The organism is Rhizobium sp. CG5, from assembly GCF_023701945.1.
GTDB lineage: Bacteria > Pseudomonadota > Alphaproteobacteria > Rhizobiales > Rhizobiaceae > Allorhizobium.
Genome location: NZ_JABAEF010000021.1, coordinates 31,452 through 51,928, shown reverse-complemented (window position 1 = coordinate 51,928; position 20,477 = coordinate 31,452). Strand labels below are relative to the sequence as shown.

Annotated in this window: 16 protein-coding genes, 1 pseudogene and 1 riboswitch; of the genes and pseudogenes, 9 read left to right on the top strand and 8 right to left on the bottom strand. The window is 62.7% G+C overall.

The features are described 5' to 3' along the window. Positions 1-56: 56 nt before the first annotated feature. Positions 57-1,994: a HAMP domain-containing methyl-accepting chemotaxis protein gene (locus HGO38_RS25830; RefSeq protein ID WP_250958679.1), complete on the bottom strand. Its 1,938-nt coding sequence runs from the start codon at positions 1,992-1,994 to the stop codon at positions 57-59. 389 nt (positions 1,995-2,383) lie between these two features. Between HGO38_RS25830 and HGO38_RS25825 the strand changes: the two are divergent. Continuing rightward, positions 2,384-2,518: pseudogene (locus HGO38_RS25825) on the top strand (TlyA family rRNA (cytidine-2'-O)-methyltransferase); the annotation flags it as partial. A gap of 95 nt (positions 2,519-2,613) precedes the next feature. Here the strand turns inward: HGO38_RS25825 and HGO38_RS25820 are convergent. Then, the gene (locus HGO38_RS25820) at positions 2,614-4,545 is read right to left on the bottom strand and encodes a methyl-accepting chemotaxis protein (RefSeq protein WP_250958678.1); all 1,932 of its coding nucleotides are present in this window, start codon (positions 4,543-4,545) and stop codon (positions 2,614-2,616) included. A 255-nt stretch (positions 4,546-4,800) separates the two neighbouring features. Here HGO38_RS25820 and HGO38_RS25815 point away from each other — a divergent pair, with 255 nt between their 5' ends. Genes HGO38_RS25815 through HGO38_RS25805 form a run of 3 tightly spaced genes read left to right on the top strand, consistent with a single transcriptional unit; the run spans position 4,801 to position 7,001 of the window. Continuing rightward, positions 4,801-4,980 (top strand): hypothetical protein, encoded by a 180-nt coding sequence (locus tag HGO38_RS25815; protein ID WP_250958677.1) that lies wholly within the window; start codon positions 4,801-4,803, stop codon positions 4,978-4,980. Positions 4,981-4,986: 6 nt separating this feature from the next. Beyond that, complete coding sequence (locus HGO38_RS25810; protein ID WP_250958676.1) at positions 4,987-5,751, top strand: TlyA family RNA methyltransferase; 765 nt, start codon at positions 4,987-4,989, stop codon at positions 5,749-5,751. Further along, positions 5,748-7,001: a class I SAM-dependent RNA methyltransferase gene (locus tag HGO38_RS25805; RefSeq protein WP_250958675.1), complete on the top strand. Its 1,254-nt coding sequence runs from the start codon at positions 5,748-5,750 to the stop codon at positions 6,999-7,001. The genes HGO38_RS25810 and HGO38_RS25805 overlap by 4 nt, the downstream gene beginning before the upstream one ends. Before the next feature lie 53 nt (positions 7,002-7,054). On the opposite strand, the gene HGO38_RS25800 is transcribed toward HGO38_RS25805, so the two are convergent. From HGO38_RS25800 to HGO38_RS25790, 3 genes are all read right to left on the bottom strand, one after another. Next, positions 7,055-7,378 (bottom strand): hypothetical protein, encoded by a 324-nt coding sequence (locus HGO38_RS25800; protein WP_250958674.1) that lies wholly within the window; start codon positions 7,376-7,378, stop codon positions 7,055-7,057. 152 nt (positions 7,379-7,530) lie between these two features. Beyond that, entirely contained in the window at positions 7,531-8,292 is a 762-nt protein-coding gene (locus HGO38_RS25795; RefSeq protein WP_250958673.1) for a crotonase/enoyl-CoA hydratase family protein, read from the bottom strand. 313 nt (positions 8,293-8,605) lie between these two features. After that, positions 8,606-10,384, bottom strand: a complete 1,779-nt coding sequence (locus HGO38_RS25790) for an acyl-CoA dehydrogenase (RefSeq protein ID WP_250958672.1) — start codon at positions 10,382-10,384, stop codon at positions 8,606-8,608. A 275-nt stretch (positions 10,385-10,659) separates the two neighbouring features. Here HGO38_RS25790 and HGO38_RS25785 point away from each other — a divergent pair, with 275 nt between their 5' ends. From HGO38_RS25785 to HGO38_RS25770, 4 genes are all read left to right on the top strand, one after another. Then, entirely contained in the window at positions 10,660-12,573 is a 1,914-nt protein-coding gene (locus tag HGO38_RS25785) for a PhoX family protein (protein WP_250958671.1), read from the top strand. A gap of 203 nt (positions 12,574-12,776) precedes the next feature. Next, positions 12,777-13,904, top strand: a complete 1,128-nt coding sequence (locus HGO38_RS25780) for a cache domain-containing protein (protein WP_250958670.1) — start codon at positions 12,777-12,779, stop codon at positions 13,902-13,904. Then, entirely contained in the window at positions 13,901-15,016 is a 1,116-nt protein-coding gene (locus tag HGO38_RS25775) for a ligand-gated ion channel (protein WP_250958669.1), read from the top strand. The genes HGO38_RS25780 and HGO38_RS25775 overlap by 4 nt, the downstream gene beginning before the upstream one ends. A 109-nt stretch (positions 15,017-15,125) precedes the next feature. Further along, complete coding sequence (locus HGO38_RS25770) at positions 15,126-16,121, top strand: transporter (RefSeq protein ID WP_250958668.1); 996 nt, start codon at positions 15,126-15,128, stop codon at positions 16,119-16,121. Between the two features lie 65 nt (positions 16,122-16,186). On the opposite strand, the gene HGO38_RS25765 is transcribed toward HGO38_RS25770, so the two are convergent. The 3 genes from HGO38_RS25765 to HGO38_RS25755 form a co-directional block, all read right to left on the bottom strand. After that, positions 16,187-16,615 carry a BA14K family protein gene (locus HGO38_RS25765; protein ID WP_250958667.1) on the bottom strand — a complete coding sequence of 143 codons (429 nt, stop codon included), beginning with the start codon at positions 16,613-16,615 and terminating at the stop codon, positions 16,187-16,189. A 301-nt stretch (positions 16,616-16,916) separates the two neighbouring features. Further along, the gene (locus HGO38_RS25760; RefSeq protein WP_284739558.1) at positions 16,917-17,999 is read right to left on the bottom strand and encodes an FAD-binding oxidoreductase; all 1,083 of its coding nucleotides are present in this window, start codon (positions 17,997-17,999) and stop codon (positions 16,917-16,919) included. 1 nt (position 18,000) lies between these two features. Continuing rightward, positions 18,001-19,245, bottom strand: coding sequence for an aromatic ring-hydroxylating oxygenase subunit alpha (locus HGO38_RS25755; RefSeq protein ID WP_250958745.1), 1,245 nt, complete (start codon positions 19,243-19,245; stop codon positions 18,001-18,003). A gap of 104 nt (positions 19,246-19,349) precedes the next feature. Further along, a riboswitch (cobalamin riboswitch) is annotated at positions 19,350-19,552 on the bottom strand. 312 nt (positions 19,553-19,864) lie between these two features. Between HGO38_RS25755 and HGO38_RS25750 the strand changes: the two genes are divergently transcribed. Then, on the top strand, positions 19,865-20,470 hold the full coding sequence (locus HGO38_RS25750) for a DUF6656 family protein (protein WP_250958666.1): 606 nt from the start codon (positions 19,865-19,867) through the stop codon (positions 20,468-20,470). The last annotated feature ends 7 nt before the right edge of the window (positions 20,471-20,477 follow it).

Here is a 20,477-nt window from a genome sequence, read left to right as displayed (position 1 = left end):
CCCCCCGGATCAAACCCGAGGGGACGTCTTTGCAGGGGCCTACGATCGCCTGGCGATCAAAACTCCGTCCACTCGTCCGACTTGAGCGCCGCACTGCCGTGGCTGGCATAGACCTTCCGGACGGGCGCCGGGTAGCGGGTCGGTGCCGAGGACGAGGTTGGCGATTGGGGCCGCCGCGCAGGCGCCGAGCCCGCAACAGACGTGAACCCACCGCTTGCCAGTTTGAAGCGCGAGATCAGTTCGCTGAGGCGCTGGCTTTCCACCGCAAGGCTGGCGCTCGCCGCATTCGATTCCTCGACCATGGCGGCGTTCTGCTGGGTGACCTGGTCCATCTGGTTGACGGCGGTGTTGACTTCGGCCAGCCCTACTGACTGTTCCTTGGCCGCGACGGCGATGGAATCCATGTGCTTGTTGATCTGGGTGATGTAATCCCCGATCGTCTGCAGCGCCACGCCGGTGTCGCGCACCAGCTTGACACCGCCCTCGACTTCCGTCGTCGACTTCTGGATCAGACCCTTGATCTCCTTGGCGGCACTGGCCGAGCGTTGTGCCAGCTCGCGCACTTCCTGGGCGACGACGGCAAAGCCCTTACCGGCATCCCCGGCGCGGGCCGCTTCCACCCCGGCATTGAGCGCCAGAAGATTGGTCTGGAAGGCGATTTCGTCGATCACGCCGATAATGTTGGAGATCTGCTTGGAACTCTCCTCGATCCGGCCCATCGCCTCTTCCGCGTGAGATACGACCTGAACCGACTGAGCAGCGCTCTGGTTGGCCCGGATGGCAACCGAGCGGGCATCTTCGGTGCGCTTCGACGAATTGCCGACATTGACGGTGATCTGGTCGAGGGCGGCGGCGGTTTCTTCCAGCGATGCGGCTTGCTGTTCGGTACGCTTGGAGAGGTCCTCCGTGCCCGAAGAGATTTCCCGCGTGCCGTTGTCGATGGTGCGGGTGGCACCGGCAACGGCGGTCAGCGTCTCGGCCAGCTGGGCGACGGAGGCGTTGAAATCGTCACGCAGGCCTGCGAAATCATCAGAGACTTGCTGCGTGATCTGGTAGGTCAGGTCACCATCCGCCAGATTCTTCATGCCGACGGCAAGCGCGCTGGTGGCTTCAAGCAATTTGGCGCGCGCATTCTCCTCGGCGACACGCTGCAGGGCGATGCGCTGCTCTTCGTTGCTCTTGCGCTGGAATTCGGCATCGACGGTCAAACGGTTGTTCTCGATGGCGGCTTGCCGGAAGATTTCAACCGCTGCGGCCATGGAGCCGATCTCGTCGGCGCGTCCGGCAAAGGGGATGGCGTTGTCGACATTGCCATCGGCAAGATGCTTCATCGAATCGGTGATGCGTTCGATCGGCTTGGCGACAGAACGCAGGGCGTAGATGCTGGCGACAACGATGATCAGCGCGAGGATGGCAATGATCACGTAGGTCTGATTGATGGCAGCGATGAAGGCGGCCTCGCTCTCAGTGATAGCGGACTCAGCGCCCTTTTCGTTAATCGCCAACAATTCATCGACACTGACGAGGACGGGCCGGATGAGCTCACGCATGCCGTCGAGCGCCACTGCTGCCTCGACGTCCTGGTTGGCACGCGACAGGGTCAGCATGTCCTCGCCAACCTTCTGGTAAGCCTGCACACCATCGGCGATTTTTTTCAGAGCTTGCCGTTCGGCATCGGAGGAGATCAGCGGCTCGTAACGCTTGATCGCCTGGTCGACTTTGGCCATTTCCTCCAGGACCGTCTTTTCGGCCGCAGCGGTCGCCTCAGGCGTCCTCGCGGTGATATGGTTCAGATAGGCGATGCGCAGCGAAAGGGTCTCGATCTTCATTTCCTCGGCGGCCTTGACGCTCGGGAGCCAGTTTCTGGCCAGTTCATCGGCGGCCGAATCGACGGATTTCAATGCGCCGACGGACAGCCATGCGAAAACTGCAGACACGATGGCAATCGTCGCAAAAATTGCGATCAGGGAAGCCTTTATACTAAGGCGGGACATGGGTGAGTTTCCTCTGGGCGCCACAGGGCCTGCGGCAGATCTGATTTCACGTTCATCATCATGAGGATTGTGACGGGCTCGATCCGCAATCATTGCGAATGCGCAGAACGCGCGCAGCTATTTCTGTTTTAGACCTTCTAAATTAATAAATTTCTAAATTGTTAATGGCGAAAGCCAAGAATTTACAGGTTGAAACAGACGGACCGCATGCGCTCACGCAGACATCGCCCTTTGTCTGCGCCTCCCGAGGGGGCGCCATGCCCCGGATTTGCCGGCAAAACAGCGGTTTAGACCGGGCGGGGTGCCCTTAAAAGCTTGCAAGCGCAACGGCAGACCGCCGTTGACCGGCCCTGTCCAATCTTTCTGACAATGTGACGTGGATCGATGTCGAGGCAATCGGCAAGGCCGGACTTTGACGGATCCGGAGACCGCACCTGAGGTAGCAGCCGAGCTGGAACGATGGCTGCTCGAGGCGATGGGATGGATCACTTGGCCTCATCCCCTCACCGATTGCCGGCGGCAATGCCGGAGCTTGCCCTACCCGGCACGGCGAAAGGATTTGCCCCCGGGTTGGAACCCGAGGGGGTCGTCTTTTATGGGTCCTGATATCGCCTGGCGATCAGAACTCGGTCCATTCATCGGACTTCAGCGCCGCACTGCCGTGGCTGGCATAGGCCTTGCGGGCTGGCGCTGCGGGCCGCGATGCCGGCTGCGCCATGCTGCGGGCCGTCTGGCGGAGCGCCTGGGCCGGATTGGACTGCATGCCGCTCAGCTTGAACTGGGAGACCAGATCGCGCAGCTTGGCGGCTTCCATGGCAAGCGATGCGGAGGCGGCTGTCGACTGCTCGACCATGGCGGCATTCTGCTGGGTTGTCTGGTCCATCTGGTTGACGGCGGTGTTGACTTCGGCCAGGCCGACCGACTGTTCCTTGGCCGCGACGGCGATGGAATCCATGTGCTTGTTGATCTGGGTGATGTAATCCCCGATCGTCTGCAGGGCGACGCCGGTTTCACGGACCAGCTTGACGCCGCCTTCGACTTCCGTCGTCGACTTCTGGATCAGGCCCTTGATCTCCTTGGCGGCATTGGCGGACCGCTGCGCCAGTTCGCGCACTTCCTGGGCGACGACGGCAAACCCCTTGCCGGCGTCACCGGCGCGGGCGGCTTCCACGCCGGCGTTCAGCGCCAGAAGATTGGTCTGGAAGGCGATCTCGTCGATCACACCGATAATGTTGGAGATCTGCTGCGAGCTCTCCTCGATGCGTCCCATCGCCTCTTCGGCATGGGACACGACCTGGGCCGACTGGGCGGCACTCTGGTTGGCCCGGACGGCGACCGAGCGGGCATCTTCTGTACGCTTCGAGGAATTGCCGACGTTCACCGTGATCTCGTCGAGAGCTGCGGCGGTTTCTTCGAGCGATGCGGCCTGCTGTTCGGTGCGCTTGGACAGATCCTGCGCGCCATCGGCGATCTCTCTTGTGCCGTTGTCCATGCTGTTGACGGTCTCGAGCACCGAGCCGATGGTGATGCCCAGCTGGGCGAGCGACGCATTGAAGTCCTGGCGCAGGGATTCGTATTCGCCGGCGAAGGGCTCATTGAGCTGGAAGGAAATGTCACCGGAGGCCAGACGCTTCAGGCCCTCGCCAAGGGTGGTGGTGGCAAAGCGCAGCTGTTCGGCTTCCTGCTCGGCGCGGCGCTGGGCGCTGGCGCGGGTCTCTTCGGTCTCGCCGCGGGCAAGGGCGGCCTGCTCTTCCAGCTTGCGGTTGTTCAGAGCGTTCTGGCGGAAGACCTCGACTGCCGTGGCCATCTGACCAACCTCGTCCTTGCGGCCCACTCCGGGAATGTCAATGGCCGTATCACCTGTCGCAAGCCTCTTCATAGAGGACGCGATTTGAACCAGCGGCACGACAAGGCTCTTTTGCAGCAGCAAGAGCACGCAGGCGACGAGCACAATCATACCTCCGGCGCCTGCCAGGATCGTGAAGCGGGCGCTGTCGGCAGCGTCCTCGGAAGCTTTCTGACGAACGACCAGCAACCTTTCTTCATCGGCGGCGATCTCCGCCGTCTTGGTATCCATGCCATCCATCCAGTTCTTGCCCGCTCTGTCGGTGACCATGGCACGTGCCTGTTCAACGGTCGCAGGATCGCGCATCAGGGCAATTTCCTTTGACGCGACATTCTCTATCCAGCCCTTCACAAACTCGTCGAGCTCAGCCAGACGCTTCTGCTGGGTGGCGTTGTCGGAGGTCAGGTTGCGGACCTTGTCGATCGCCGTTTTGTATTCCTCGAGGCCGACAGAGTATGGGGTAAGAAACTCTTCCTTGCCGGTAATCAAAAAGCCCCGCACGCCGGTTTGGCTGTCGGTCATCGCTGCGGTAATCTCTTTCACGCCCTCCAGCACCTCATAGGTGTGCACTGTCCAGCCGTTGGAGGTCTGCTGAAACGCCAGCGAGTTCCAGCTGAGAGCATTGACGACGATGCTGACAAGAATAACCATCGCAAACGCGGCGATCATTTTTGCCATGGTGCGTATATTGTTGATAGTCTGCATTTTCATTTTCCAGGTTAAAGCGTTGCAGCCAAACGGGTGAGATTCACCAGAACCCCAAGATACGGTTCCAGCGCGTGAGTTTTTCGATGGGTAGGTTGGCAACTGAGAGGAGAGATCAGAACGATAGCCACGAGCCGTGTCGGACATCGGGACAAGCCACCAGCGTTTCATCATGAGCGTGGTGACTGATAAACTCACTGGATCGTGAGCCGGAATTGGTAATACCAATATGTGTTACTACATTCGAATTAACACATGTCTAAGATGGAAATTGCGTATCAGCAAATCCTGAAGTTGGAGCGTCCGAACGACGAGTTTTGGCAACCGAACTGGCGGAGACAGTTGCCAACACCCGAGATATCGTTTGGCCGCATCGTGCCGATGCATCACTTTGGCAACAAAACACTTGCCAGAGACCCCGCGGACCGCCATTGACTGGCCATGTCCAATCCTTCTGAAAATCAACGTCTCGACCAGTTGCTGGTCTCGCTCAATCTGTTTGCCAGCCGGTCGCGCGCCCGCGATGCCGTGCAGCGCGGCACCGTGCGCATCGACGGCAAGATCGTGACCAAGCCGAGCCTGACCTTTGCGCCCGACGTGACGATCGAGATCGACGATCCGGCCCAGGATTTCGTGTCGCGCGCTGCGCTCAAACTGGTGGCCGGTCTCGACCATTTCGGCCTCGATCCGGCCGGACAGGAATGTCTCGATATCGGCGCCTCGACCGGTGGTTTCACCGAAGTGCTTTTGATGCGCGGGGCGGCCCATGTGACGTCGATCGATGTCGGCCATGGCCAGTTCCATCCGCGGCTGGCGGCCGATGAGCGCGCCACCAATATCGAGGGGCTGAATGCCCGCTATCTGGAGCCGGAGGATATCGACAACCGGCCGATCACCTTCGTGGTGTCCGACGTGTCGTTCATCTCGCTGAAGCTTGCCATTGCGCCGGCCCTGGAGCTGGCCGAGCCGGGCGCTTATTGCCTGCTGCTGGTCAAGCCGCAGTTCGAGGCCGGGCGCGAGGCGATCAGCAAGGCCGGACTGTTGAAGGATCCGGAGACCGCGCCTGCGGTGGCGGCCGAGCTGGAGCGTTGGCTGGTCGAGGAGATGGGCTGGGCGAGCCTTGGCCTGATCCCCTCGCCGATTGCCGGCGGCGACGGCAATGCCGAGTTCCTGCTGGCCGGCCGGAAGCCCGAGGACGAAGCATGAGCGCGCAGACAGTTACGATCGATAGCCTCGGCGCCCAGGGCGACGGCATCGTGCATGGCGAAGACGGGCCCCTGTTCGTCGGCTTTGCCCTGCCCGGCGAGACGGTGGCGATCGCCCGCGTCAAGAACCAGGGCACGATCATGTCGATCACCGTGCCGTCGCCGGACCGGGTCGAGCCGCCCTGCCGGCATTTCGGCCCGGACGGCAAGGGCGGCACCTGCGGCGGCTGCACGCTGCAGCATCTGGCCGCTCCCGCCTATCGCGACTACAAGCGCGCGCTGGTGGTGGCGGCGCTGAAATCGAAGGGCATCGATGTGCCGGTCGGCGATCTGGTCGAGGCGCATCCCGGCGAACGGCGGCGGGTGGTGTTTGCCGCGCGGCGCACCGAGAAGGACCTTTTGATCGGCTTCAACCAGGCCGAAAGCCACCATATCGTCGCCATCGAGGAATGTCCCATCGCCTCCCCTGGCATTCTGGCCAGCCTGGAGGCTCTGCGCAGGATCGGCCTGGCGGCGGCGGTTGGGTCCGAGCCGTTCCGCATCGGCGTGCTGGAGACGCTGTCCGGCCTCGACGTTGCCATCGACGGCCTGAAATCGGTCGGCGACAAGCAGCGCCGGGCGATCACCGACACCATGGTCGGGCTGCGCGGCGTGGCGCGGGTGTCGTTGAACGGCGAAATCGTGCTGGAGCCACGCCGGCCGCTGGTCGACTTTGGCGGTGTCAACGTTTCGCCGCCGCCGGGCGCCTTTGCCCAGGCCACCCTCCCGGCTGAAGAAGCCATGGCGCGGCTGACGATCGAGCATATCGGCAAGGCCAAGCGCATTGCCGACCTGTTTGCCGGAACCGGCACGTTTTCGCTCCGGCTGGCGCGCATCGGCCAGGTGCATGCCGTGGAATCGGACGACAAGGCGGTGAAGGCGCTCGACCAGGCGGCCCGCAATACGCAAGGGCTGAAAGCCGTGACGGTCGAAAAGCGCGACCTGTTCCGCCGTCCGCTGATGACGCAGGAGCTGAAGGTCTATGACGCCGTGGTGTTCGATCCGCCGCGGGCTGGCGCCGAAGCGCAGTGCAGGGAGCTTGTCCGCTCCACCGTCAAGAAGATCGTGGCGATCAGCTGCAATCCGCTGACACTGGCGCGTGACCTGTCCATCCTGATCGAAGGCGGCTATCGCATCACCAGCGTGACGCCGATCGATCAGTTTCTCTGGACCTCGCATGTCGAAGTGGTGGCAACGCTGGTCAAGGGCTGAGTCCTGGCCGCGGTCTGATACCAAAGGCCGCGCGATGGCGTGCGGCCGTCTTCTCAGTAAGACAGCAGCGTGCCGCTGCCGACCGTGCCGGAGCAGCGGCAGCTGCCGCCGACCCGGCCGGGTTTGGCCGGGCAGGAATATTTGCCATCGGTCTTGGCGCTGTCGGGCGGATCGATGACGCAGACGAAGCGTTGCGGACGCACGCCCGGAACCGGCTTCTTGTTGCCGTTCTGGGTGCTGATGCCGCCGCCATAGATGACTTCGGCAAGCTGATAGGCGCCGTCGCCGGTCGCCTGCCCGGCATGCCCGGCATGCCCGGCATGCCCGGCCGGTGCCGCGCAGAGTGCTGCCATGAAACACAAGAACATAAGGCGCATGGCGCCAAGCCTCCCTTGATGCGTAACCCTCGCTTGACCGGGATGGGTGACGCTCCGTCCCCATCCGTGGCAAGCCCTTAAGCGCCGATCTAAACCCATGACCTCCTAAAGGCGGCTGAACGGCACCGATAAGATGCGATCTTTCCGGCGATTCAGGCCTTCGGGCGCATGAAGGCCTCGAAGGCGGCGCGGGCCTCGGTGCTTTTCAGCTGGGCAACGAAATGCACCAGTTCCTCGTCCATGCGGGACAGCAGGGCCGTGCGGTCGCCGCGGATCAGAGTGCGGGCGATGCGCATGGCCTCCGGCGGCTTGGCGGCAAGCGAGGCGGCCAGCGCCAGGGTCTCCGTTTCGACGGCGGCCGGCTCGACGAGTTTCCAGATCAGGCCGGCCTCGCGCGCCTGCTCGGCCGAAAAGCCCTCGCTGGCGGCCAGCAGCGCAAAGGCGCGCTGGTGACCGGCGATCTGCGGCACCAGCAGGCTGGAGCCCGCTTCCGGCACCAGGGCCAGATCGACAAAGGGCGTCTTGAACAGGCTGCGGCTGGAGGCGATGGTCATGTCGCAATGCAGATGAATGGTGGTGCCGATGCCGATCGCCAGACCGTCGACGCCCGACACGATGGGCTTGCCGGCGCAGGCCAGCGCCTTGAGGAAGGCAAAGGCGGCCGGCTCGCCGACCGCACCGGCCATGGCAAAGGCCAAAAAGTCCGCCATGTCATTGCCGGCCGAAAAACAACCTTCCGTGCCGAGAAAGGCGATGGCGCGAATGGCCGGATCGGCCGCAGCCTCCAGCAGCCCCTCGGTCATGCGGCCATACATGGCCTGCGTGATGGCGTTCTTCTTCTCCGGCCGGTTGAAGCGGATCACCAGCACACCGGCATGGGCCTCTGGGCGTTCGATCAGGATGTGGTCGGTCATTGTGCGTTTCCTTGGGCTGTAACTGCTTATTCGTGCATCGTGAGTCCGAATACCCCCCTCTGTCCTGCCGGACATCTCCCCCTCAAGGTGGGAGATCGACTCAAGGCAAGTCAGTCACCCGGCACGACAACTCGTCGACGAACACGGTCTGCGAACTATGCCTTGGCACCAATGCAAACCTTAGAAAAGTTTGCGAGCGGTGCTCCATCCGATCTCCCCCCTTGAGGGGGAGATGTCCGGCAGGACAGAGGGGGGTGAAAAGCGCCAGGGGACAACGGATAGCGCTCTTCGACACGTCAAATCGTAAAAGACTCTATCCCAAAACCGCCCGCGCCGCGGTCAGGCTGGCTTCGCCGTTGATGACGCGATCCTTCAGGGCGGCGGTTTCGGCGATCAGGTTTTCGGCGGTAAAGCGGCAAAGCGCGATGCGGGTGTCGCGGCCGTGGTCCTCGTCGGCCAGGCCGCCCTTGGCGAGATAGCAGCCGGTCAAGACCAGGCCGAACAGGCGCTGATAGGGCGTGGCGCCGGAGAGGGCTGCGGTGGCATTGCCTTCGCCGAGCCGGGCCAGCAGCCATTCGGTCGTCTGTTCGAGATCGGCAAGGCTGGTTTCCAGCCGCTCAGCCGTGCTGCCGAAACCCTCGCGGTTGGAGGCGCGCACCTCGGCGGCAATGGCTTTCAACTCGGCGATGAAGCCGCGCACATGGGCGCCGTTCGACAGCGGCAGCTTGCGGGTGACCAGATCGATCGCCTGGATGCCGTTGGTGCCCTCGTAGATCGGCGCAATGCGGGCATCGCGCAGGTAGCGGGCCGCACCCGTCTCCTCGATAAAGCCCATGCCGCCATGCACCTGGATGCCGAGCGAGGCGACCTCGACGCCGGCATCGGTGGCAAAGCTCTTGGCGATGGGGGTGAGCAGGGCGGCGCGCTCGGCCCAGTGGGCGGCCTCAGTGCTGTCGGCGTGATGGGCCATGTCGGTGGCATGGGCGCAGGTGTAGCAGATGGCGCGCGAGCCTTGGGTCAGCGCCTTCATCGTCACCAGGGTGCGGGCGATATCGGGATGTTCGATGATCGGCGACATGCCGGACCCGGTCCAGCCCGGCGCCTTGCCCTGGGTGCGATCCTTGGCATAGTGCACGGCCTTCTGGGTGGCCGCCTCGCAGATCGCCACGCCCTGCATGCCGACCGCCAGCCGCGCATTGTTCATCATCGTGAACATGCAATTGAGGCCCTTGTTCTCCTCGCCAATCAGGTAGCCGATGGCGCCGGCCTCGTCGCCGAACTTGCCGTCGCCATAGATCATCGTGCAGGTCGGCGAGCCGTGAATGCCGAGCTTGTGTTCCAGCGAATGGCAATGCAGATCGTTGCGGGCGCCGATCGCGCCGTCGTCACCGACCAGATATTTCGGCACCAGGAAGAGCGAAATGCCGCGCGTTCCGGCCGGCGCATCCGGGAGACGGGCCAAGACGAGATGGATGATATTGTCGGTGACCTCGTGGTCGCCCCAGGTGATGAAGATCTTCTGGCCAAAAATGCGGTAGCTGCCATCGTCGCGGCGTTCGGCACGGCTCTTCATCACGCCGAGATCCGAGCCGGCATGGGGCTCGGTGAGGTTCATGGTGGCCATCCATTCGCCGGAGACCATCTTGTGCAGGAATTTTTGTTTCAGGGCGTCGCTGCCATGGGTGGTGACGGCATCGACGGCGCCCATGGTGAGGGTCGGGCCGAGCGCGAAGGCCATCGAGCCGGAATTCCACATTTCGAGGGCTGCGACATTGAGCATATGCGGCAGCGCCTGGCCGCCGAAATCTTCCGCCGCCGTCAGGGAATTCCAGCCGCCTTCGGACCATTGCCGGTAAAGCTCGGCCCAGCCATCGGGCACGACAACTTTGCCGTCGACCATGCGGGCGCCCTGCTTGTCGCCGATCTCGCCGAGCGGCGCCACTTCGTCAGTGGCAAAGCGTCCCGCTTCCGATAGAATGGCATCGACGAGATCGTCGCTCAGATCACCCAGGCGGCCATTTTGCAGCGCCTCGGCCATGCCGGCCACGTGTTTCAGGGTGAAAGCGATCTCCTCGACCGGCGCCTTGTACATCGGATGCTCCTCCTCGTCTTTTGTACAGTGGATCTATCCGCCCGTCGCCACCCCGACATGCGTCCAGACCCGGATTCTGGCTAATTGATTTTTACGTAAACGTCAAATTCAATCTTGTCGCAGGATCGCTGCCGTGGCGGCATATCACGCCGGATATCGGAGCATGGCAAGAGGCCACGGAACTGGGGACATCGCCGCCTATCGTCATTTTTCTGTTATGGCGGAGAGCTATCCCAGCATTGGAAACATTCTAATTCCAACCGCGGAGAACCGACATGACCGACAACAAAACGAACTACCTGTCCTGGGACGAATGGGATGAGTTGCAGAACCCGCCACCGGCCGTGACCGATTTTGACCAGGTCGTCGAATCGGCCCTGTCGCGCCGCGGCTTTCTCGGCGGCATCCTGGCCGTCGGCTCGGCGGCTGCTGCCATGGGCACGCTCGGCAACCTGATGTCGTCCACCTCGGCCCAGGCCCAGGACGCTGCCTCGCGCTTCTCGTTCAAGCCGATCGCGATTTCGACCGATAACACCATCCACGTTCCGGAAGGTTATAGCTGGAAGCCGCTCGCCAAATGGGGCCAGCCGCTGTTTTCCAACGTCCCGGATGTCGATCCGGCCAATGGCGTCAGCCTTGAGCATTCCGACAAGGTATTCGGCGAGAACACCGATGGCATGGAACTGTTCATCATCGGCGAGCATCAGGTGATCGCCATCAACCACGAATACGTCAACCCGGAAATCAACCTTCCCCACAACGAGAAGGGCACGCCGAAAAGCGCCGACGACGTCAAGATCCTGCAGAACATGCAGGGCGTGACCGTGATGGAAGTGGCTGAGGGCGAAAACGGCTGGGAAATCGTGCTCGACAGCCCGTTCAACCGCCGCATCCACCACAACACGCCGATGAAGATCTCGGGTCCGGCTGCCGGCACCGACCTTCTGAAGACCGCAGCCGATCCGAACGGCACCGACTGTCTCGGGACCTTCAACAATTGCGGCGCCGGCAAGACGCCGTGGGGCACCTATCTGACCTGCGAAGAAAACTTCAACGGCTATTTCGGCTCCACCGACGAGGCTTTCGCGCTGCCGGCCGATTACAAGCGCTACGGCATTGCCGCCAAGTCGCAATATTCCTACGAGAAGTTCGACGCCCGCTTCGACGTCTCGAAGAACCCCAACGAACCGCATCGCACCGGCTATATCGTCGAGATCGATCCGTCGGATGCGTCCTCGACGCCGATCAAGCGCACCGCGCTCGGTCGCTTCAAGCATGAGAATGCCGCTGTCGTGGTTGCCCGCGACGGCCGCGTCGTGGTTTATCTCGGCGACGACGAACGGGGCGAGTTCCTCTACAAGTATGTCTCGAACGGCATCTACGTGCCGGGCGGCGACACGTCCAAGCTGCTCGACGAAGGCACGCTGTTCGTTGCCAAGTTCACCGACGAAGGCACCGGCGAATGGCTGGCTCTGACGCCTGAAACAACCGGCATGAAGGCCGACGAGATCTACGTCTTCACCCGCCAGGCCGCCTCCAAGGTCGGCGCCACCACCATGGACCGCCCGGAATGGGTCGCCGTCAACCCGGTCGCCATCGAAGCCTATTGCGCACTGACCAACAACAGCAACCGCGCCGTCATGAAGGACGGCAAGATGCGCACCAATGCCGGCGGCGATGTCATGGAGATCAGCGCCGTCAACCCGCGCGAAGCCAACGAATACGGCCAGATCGTGCGCTGGTATCCGGAAAACGACGACCATGCCGATGGCAAGTTCAAGTGGGACCTGTTCGTCATGGCCGGCAATCCGGATGTGCACAAGGGCGACGCCTATGCCGGTTCGTCCAACATCAACTCGGGCAACATGTTCAATTCGCCCGACGGCATGATGTTCGACTCGACCGGTCTGTTGTGGATCCAGACCGACGGCGAGGACAGCAACGAGGGCCAGTTCCTCGGCCAGGGCAATAACCAGATGCTGGCCGGCGATCCGGCAACGGGCCGCATCGAACGCTTCCTCACCGCACCGAAGGGCGCCGAGGTCACCGGCCAGACCTGGTCGGCCGACAAGCGCACCCACTTCGTCGGCATCCAGCACCCCGACGCGCCGTTCCCGGATGGCGAAGGCAAGCTGCCGCGTTCGACCGTCATCGCCGTCAAGCGCGACGACAACGCCCTGATCGGCTGATTGCCGTAACACACGACAGGACAGCGCGCCGTTAACCGGCGCGCTGTCTGCCCGCTTAAGGGCAAATGATCATGCGCCGACAGAGCGATCGTCTTGCCCCACAAGGCGTGGCATCGAATTGCCCCCAGATTTGGCCGTTCCGCTGATCCGGTGAATCCCCTAGATCTTCCGGCATCGCATTCCTTTCGAACCGGCCGGATATCATGACACTGGACAGAAGCCTGGCCATCACCACCGCAGCGCTGCTCGCCGTGGTGTTGGCGATTTCCTGCACGATCGTTGTTTCCAGCGGCCGCCAGAGGCTGGACGAAAGCAAGGCCAGCGAAATGCAGACCACGGCGCTGCTGCTGACGACGGCGATGGCGCAAGCCGCCAGCCTGTCGCAGACCCATGCCGACCAGATCGCCCGCAGCCCCGAGGTAAAGACGCTGATGCGCAGCGGCGACCGGGCCGGCCTGCAGGCCCTGATGCAGCCGATCTATGCCAATCTGTCCAGTGTCGCCGGCGTCGACATGCTGCATTTCCACACCAGCGATATCCACTCCTTCCTGCGTGTGCAGGACCCCGGCAATTTCGGACAGGACCTGTCGGGCTTCCGGCCGATGATCCTGGCGGCCAACCGCAGCCGGAATTCGCAGAAGGGTCTCGAGGTCGGCCTGGCGGGGCTCAGCCTGCGCGCCGTCTCGGCGATCGTCGATGGCGACAGCGTGATCGGCACGGTGGAGGTCGGCATCGACCTGAAATCGCTGCTGGATCTGGCCAAATCGGCCTCCGGCGCCGATTTCGCCCTCTATCTCAGCCCTGACATGGCCGGCATTGGTGCCAAGAACAAGCAGGCCGCGCCGGGCGACGGCAGCCTGGAGATCGAATCCTCCACCGACTCGGCGCTGTTCCAGTCGCTCTATCGCGATGGCCAGATCCGCCTGGCCCGCGAGCCGGTACAGGGGTCGGCGCGGATCAACGGCGAGGAGCTCGGCACCTATGGCCAGCCGCTGCTCGACTATAGCGGCCGGATGATCGGCACGATCATCATCGCCCGCAATTTCTCCGGCCTCGACAGCGGCCTCGACCGCTCGATCCTGACGGCCTGCGCGGTGGCGCTCGGCGGCCTGCTGATCGGCTTTGCCGTCATCATGGTCAGCCTGCGGGCCATGCTGATCCGGCCGCTCGCCGACCTGACCGCCCATGCGCAGGCGCTTGCCGCGGGCACCGGTGATCCGGACGCGCCAGCGACCAGCAGCCGACCCGAAATCGCCGATCTTCGCCGTGCCATAGACCGGCTGGCCGCCAGCCGGGATCCGGGCGCCGGATCACACGGTATCCGGGCATGAGCCGCGGCGCGACACTCCGTCCGGCCTTTCCCCTTGCGCGGTCGGTGCTGCTCATGCTCACCTGCCTGCTGGTGGCCGGAACGGTTGCCACGGCCAGCAGTGCCGCGCTGGCGCAGCAGGTCGGACAGTCCGTGCCCATGCCTCGGGGCGTCCACCTGCCGGTCCCCGTGCACATCGCCATGCGCATCCTCAATGTCTCGAAAATCGATGAGCCGCTGCGCGAGGCCTCGCTCGTCGTCGAGGTGACGCAAAGATGGAAGGATCCTGGCCAGGCTTTTGACGCGCGGGCGACTGGCGTCGGGCGCCGGGACCTGGTCGGCGCGGATGCCGAGGCCGTGCTCTCGTCGATCTGGACGCCCGGCGCCGTCATCGAGAACCAGATCAGCGTGCCGCGCTCGCAATCGACCTCGATCTCGATCCGGGCGGACGGGACGGTGACGCTGATCAGCCGCATGGACGCGGATTTCCGCGTTGCCATCGACATGTCGAGCTTTCCCTTCGACCGCCAGCACCTGCAACTGTCCCTCGTCTCGCCCCGCTATTCCGCCGATGACGTGATCTTCGTGATGACCGATCTCGACCGGGAACTGTCGTCGGTGGCCGGAACCCTGTCGGCCAGCAACTGGACGGCAGGGTCGATGCGGTTCGTCATGGAGCGTTTCTACGGCTGGAACGCGCGGCCCTTCGTGCGGGTGATCGCCTCGGCGGTGGTCGAGCGGGAATGGAGCTTTTATCTCCTGCGCATCTTCGTACCCTTCGCCGCTGTCATGTCGGTGTCCGTGTTCATCCTGTGGGCGCCGGAAAAACTGCTCGGCGACAAGGCGCCGCTGACCTTTTCGGCGCTGATGGCGCTGGCGGCCTTGAGTTTCACCTATGAGGCCAGCTTTCCCGGCAGCATATCGATGAATTCGCCGATCGCCTTCATGACCTCGATCGGCTACCTCTATCTGACCGGCGTGCTGCTGATGAACATCCTGCTGGTCTATGCGCCGCTGGCGATCCGCGACCGTTATCCGCATCTGGAAGGCGAGATCCGCCGCAACATCCGCTACACCGTGCCGGCGGTCTTCCTGCTGACCTGCCTTTGCTCGGTGCTGCGCTCGATGGTGTGACGGCCGATATGAAGGCCGGCTCGGCCCGAAAGTGCTCAGGCAAGGCTTGATCCGATTTTCATATAACGGGCATATGGAGGACGAGTGGTCATTCCAGGAGTTCCCGCCGATGCATACGCTGTCCACTGTCGTTCCGGGCCTGGTCTGGGCTTATCATATCGACCCGACGACCGGCACGGCGCGGCGCCTGCCGGCCGATGTCGAAACGTCGGCGCTTGACGTTGCCAGCGGCTTTCTGTGGCTGCATCTCAATATCAGCGATACGCGGGTAAGCGGTTTTCTGGAAGGGTTTCCGGGCCTGACGGAAGCGGCCCGCGCAGCACTCACCACCCACGACACCCATGCCGCCCTGTCGGTCGACGACCAGATGTTCTACGGCACGCTGGTCGATTTCCAACGCAATTTCGACAGCGCCACCCGCGATATCGGCTGGTTGCATTTCGCGCTGTCCGACCGTTTCATCATCACGTCCCGGCTGCAGCCGATCCGTTCGATCGACCTGTTGCGGGCGGCGGTGGAAAAGAACCCGGCCAAGTTCACCGGACCGATGCATGTCTTCGAGACGCTGGTCGCCGAATTCCAGCGCGGCATCATCTCGCTGGTGCTGGAACTGACCGATGAGCTGAACGTCATCGAGGATATCGTCTACGACCACGAGACGCGCGACGAGCGGCGGCGGTTGGCACCGGTGCGCCGGATCATCGTGCGCCTGCACCGGCATTTGCGCATCATGCTGGCGCTGATGCGCCGCACGGCAGCGGCCGACGACGACGAGATGCCGGCCGGTTTCGAGGATGTGGCGCAGCGGCTGACCAACCGGCTGGATGCGGCCGACCAGGACGTCTACGCGCTGCATGAGCGGGCCCGGCTGCTGCATGAAGAAATCGACTCCAAGCTGTCTTCCGAGACCAACCGGCACCTCTACATCCTGTCGCTGATGACCGCCTTCCTGCTGCCGCCCTCGCTGGTCACCGGCTTTTTCGGCATGAACACCTCGAACCTGCCGTTTACCGAGGGAACCGGCGGCTCGATGCTGGCGCTGGGCTTCATCACCGGCTCGATCCTGCTCGCCTGGCTGCTGCTGCGCCGTACCGGCATTCTTTGAGACGAGAACGAAAAAACGCCCGGCCGAGGCCGGGCGTCTTTGATCACACATCACAATCGCCGTGTTCAGTAGTAAGGCGACAGGCATTCCTGGCGCGGACCGCCATAGGGCTGGAACGTGTTGCTATAGCTATCATAGGAACGATAGCGATTCTGGCACCATTCGTAATGGCGCGGATTGAGCCCGCTGGCCGTGCCGCTATAGGCCGGACGCGGTTGCGACATCACGGCACCGCCGATGATGGCGCCTGCGGCAAAGGCGCCGAGCGGGAACCAGTAGCCGTTGCTGTGGCGACGGTAACCGGGCCGGTAATCGCGATAACCGCGATGGCCGCGGTAGATCGGTGGTGGCGGACGATAATCGACCGCTTCAACATCGGCCTGCGCCTTGACCGCCGGGGCGATCATCGGCATGGCCTGGGTGGGCACGAAACTGGTCATAACGACGGCGGCTGCCAGCCCGACGGCGGCCCAGCTTTTCATCATTCCTGTCATTGGACTCTCCATTCCCGCTTAAATTTCATCGAAAGCCTCATTCCACCTGCAGTGACGAAGGCACTCCAGTTGTTGTAAGCTGTGTGCACTTTAGCGAGGCCAGGATGAACCCACGATTAACATTCATTAAGCGCGCGAAGCGCGGTTAGGTTCCATGCGCGGAAGAATATTTCGAGCTGGGTGCGACTTTGTTGAATGTCGGCAAAGGTTAGCGGCGCCGAGGCCAGTCGAACAGGCAGTAGAAATACATTCTGACCAGCGCTGAAGGCGCCGCAAAAGAGGCGTTGCTGCGGCGTAACCGCTATGCCTCGATCTCGACATCGCCTTTCGGCCGCGAACAGCAGGCGAGGATGTAACCCTCGTCGATCTCCTCGTCGAGGATGCCGCCATTGTGGTTCATCTCGACCTCGCCGGACAGCTTCATCACCCGACAGGTGCCGCATAGCCCGGATTCGCAGGCCGCCGGGATGCGCACGCCATTGGCGCGGGCTGCCTGCAGGATGGTGAAGCCGGGCTCGGACAGCACCTGCTTGCCCGACATCGAAAAGCTGACGCGTACCGGCTTGGCGTCGCCGGCATGCTCGGCGACCACCACCGGCAGTTCAGGTGCCACCGGCTGGAAGGTTTCCTCGTGGTAGTTGCGCATGTCGAAGCCGGCGCCGGAGAGCGCCTCGCGCACCGTCCGCATGAACGGCTCGGGACCGCAGCAGAACACTGTTCGCTCGAGGAAGTCCGGGGCGAGCAGTGCCACCTTGGCCTTGTCGATCCAGCCCTTCAGGCCGGACCACAGCTGGGTGCGGTCGAGCTGCTCGACGATGAAGCCGAGCGAGAAGTGCGACATATAGCGCGCCTTGTATTCCAGCTCCCAGCGAAAGACGATGTCGTTGGGCGAACGGGCGCAGTGGATAAAGGCGATATCGGTGTCGGGGGCACGGTCGCCGAGGTCGCGGGTCATCGACATCATCGGCGTGACGCCGGAGCCGGCCGAGATGAACAGATACTTCTCGCCGGGATGGCGCACATAGGAGAAATCGCCGACCGGGCCGATGGCGCGGATCTTCATCCCCGGCTTCAGGTGATCGAACATCCAACGGGTGCCGATCGACTCCTTCTGCGCCTTGACGGTGACGGCAATGGTATAGGGCCGCGACGGGCTGGACGACAGCGTGTAGGTCCTCAGCACCGGCTCGGGACCGACCGGAAGCTCCAGGGTGACGAACTGGCCGGGCAGGTAACGAAACCAATGGCCCGGCTGGTCGGCCTTGAAGGTGAACGTCATGACGTCGGGTGCTTCCGGCGTCCAGGCGACGCATTCCAGCAGATGCACCCGGTCGCTCCACGGACGCATCTCATCGATATGTTTGTAGCCGCCCAGATCCGCCATATCAGGCCACGACCGACAGCTGGGCTTTTTCGCCCTCAAGGCGCCGGGTCATGAAATTCGCGTACCATTCGACGAACTGCATGACGCCGCCCTCATGTTCCGGTGAGTACGGGCCGGGCTCATAGGCAGGCGAGCGGATGCCGAAGGCATTTTCCTCGACGATGGAGCGGTCCTGGTCGTTGGTCATGTTCCAGACATGGGTCAGTTCGTCGAGATTGTAATCGACGCCTTCGACCGCATCCTTGTGCACCAGCCAGGTGGTGGTGACGGCGGTTTCCTCGGCGCTGATCGGCAGCACGCGGAAGGAGATGGCGTGGTCGCCGAGCATGTGGTTCCAGGTGGTCGGATAGTGGAACAACAGCATGGTGCCGATCTTGTCGATGGTGACGTCATCCGACAGGCGCCGCTTGACGGCATTCTGGCCCGACATCGTATAGCTCTCGACGCCTTCGATCAGCGGCATGCGGGCGACGCGGAACTGGCCGGCCGGATCCATGGCGAACTGGCTGGGCAGGCCGGCGGCCTGGCACCGGTTCCAGTGTTCGAGAATGACCGGATCATCCATGGCGCCCTCGACGCCGGTGACGGTCGGCGCCTCAGGGAAGGTGCGGCACAGTTCCGGATGATTGCCGGCGCAGTGGTAGCATTCGCGGTTGTTTTCCCAGACGAGCTTCCAGTTGCCCTTTTCGATGATGGTGGTGCGATGGGCGACCTTGGCCTCGCGCAGCCGGTGCGGCGCCATATAGGGCTCGACGGTGGCACGCACGGGCGCGAAATCCGGCGCCTCGTTGGCCAGGCAGATGAAGATATAGCCGGCGACGCTCTGACAATGCACGGGCTTCAGGCCGAATTGCGCCTTGTCGAAATCCTCGCCCATCTGGCGGGCAAACAGCAGCGAGCCATCCAGCTCATAGGTCCACTGGTGATAGGGACAGACCAGCTTGGCAGCTGCACCCCGGTCCTGGGTGCAAACGCGGTGGCCGCGGTGGCGACAGGTGTTGTGGAAGGCGCGGATCTGGCCGTCGCGGCCGCGCACGATGACGACGGGGTAATCGCCGATCTGCACGGTGAAATAGTTGCCGGCCCGCGGGATCTCGCAATCATGGCCCATGAACAGCCAGTCGCGATACCAGATCATCTCCATGTCTAGCTTGAAATAGTCCTGATCGATATAAAAGGGCTGTTCCAGGCTGAAGCCGTCGCGGCGACCCTTCAACTGGCGCAATACGGAATTCTGAAAATCCATCATATCCTCGTTCCTTGACCAAAAGCGGTGGGACGCGAGGCAATGCGCGGCAAAGCCCCGAAGGCATGGCCGAACCCGCCCGCAGCCGCCCACCGCGACCCGCTTAAGACCTGTCTCCCACGGCTGGTTTCCGGGCTCAGGAGATGGACCGATCGGTCCGCGCCGGCGCCTTCCCAAGGTTTCAACCCCAGTGGCTTTTCGCCTTGCGCACTCTCCACTACCGTTGCGGGGGCAGCGCCGGAATTCGACCGACTTCCCAATTCTCCGTCTTCCCTAGCAAGACGGCACCTTGAGCTTGGATATCATCTAACCATAAGCGCACGTCGTGCGCTGCACTGCGATACGACACGCCCTCCAGCGATTGCGACATGACACGGATTTCTGCCGGTCCAGGTCGAAAATGCCATTCCCTTTTAATTACAAATAGATATCAAAATAGTCAGGCTGCGCCTTGCCATGCGATGGCGCAGAGAGACAAGTCGCGGCGATTCCTGTCCCTCGCCGCCGCGCATCACAAGCCTCGGGAAACCGACGGCGGCCAAGGTGATGCAATATATCGTTAATTTTTGTCGGGGTACACTTCATTGGTGCGCGGCAAGATCGGGATTTGAGAGCCACCATGTCCAAGCTCAGATATTATGCAGCGAATGAAAAGACGTCGCCGGTGGCGGTTCTGCCGAAGGCGGTGCATACGGAGTTTCTCCGCACAGGCCGGATTTCGCGCAAGAACGAGGACTGGCTGGTCGACGAGCGGCGCTACCTGACCTATGAGGAAGTGGCGGAACGTACCGGGCGGCGCCTGACGACGGCCGGCGAAACGACCCATCAGCGGATCAATGCCTTCCATCGCAGCATTCGCTTTCCCAAGCTGGTGTTCCACCAGACGCTGGAGAACAGCCCGCATCTGGGCTATTGCCATGTCACGGCTGCGCGCGCCAACTTCGCCAAGTTCGCCGATGTCAAATGGGCCTTCTACATCGCCAATTTTTCAGCCGAGATCGGCGAAGGCGAGCATTTCTTCGAAGAGATCCAGCCTTACTATTCGCGCATGTATTTCGCGGTCGCCATGCAGCCGGATGCCAAGACAAAGGCCATGACGATCGACCGGTCGATCCGCCCGGACGGGCTGCTGTTTCGCACCCACGACCCGAAGCAGGCCCTGAAGAACGTTCTGAAGCTCGGCACCCGCTCGAAGGAACTCCGCCAGATCATCGACAAGCTCTGACCCGCTT